We start from the raw sequence: 218 nt of genomic DNA on the forward strand, positions 1-218 counted from the left end.
AACGAGTCTGGCGGCAGAACGGGACGGCGTCGGCTGTCCAAACAGGGCGCGCCAGTGCTGCGCCAGATGCTCTACATGGCCGCAATGGGGCTCAAGCGGTGTCGCCAGGGGCAACCGCTCTACGACGAGCTGTCAAAACGCGGTCACCCCAGCACCGCCGTCTTCAACATCCTGGCCAGAAAGCTGGCCAGGATCGCCTGGGGTGTCTTCAAAAGCGG

The 218-nt window shown here is 64.2% G+C and carries 1 protein-coding gene; it reads left to right on the forward strand.

The window, feature by feature from the left end; all coding sequences use genetic code 11:
* The coding region (locus ABE423_RS20750) for a transposase (RefSeq protein ID WP_346487366.1) at nt 1-218 on the forward strand (218 nt) is incomplete at both ends.

The organism is Stenotrophomonas sp. TWI1409, assembly GCF_039673015.1.
Lineage (GTDB): Bacteria > Pseudomonadota > Gammaproteobacteria > Xanthomonadales > Xanthomonadaceae > Stenotrophomonas > Stenotrophomonas maltophilia_A.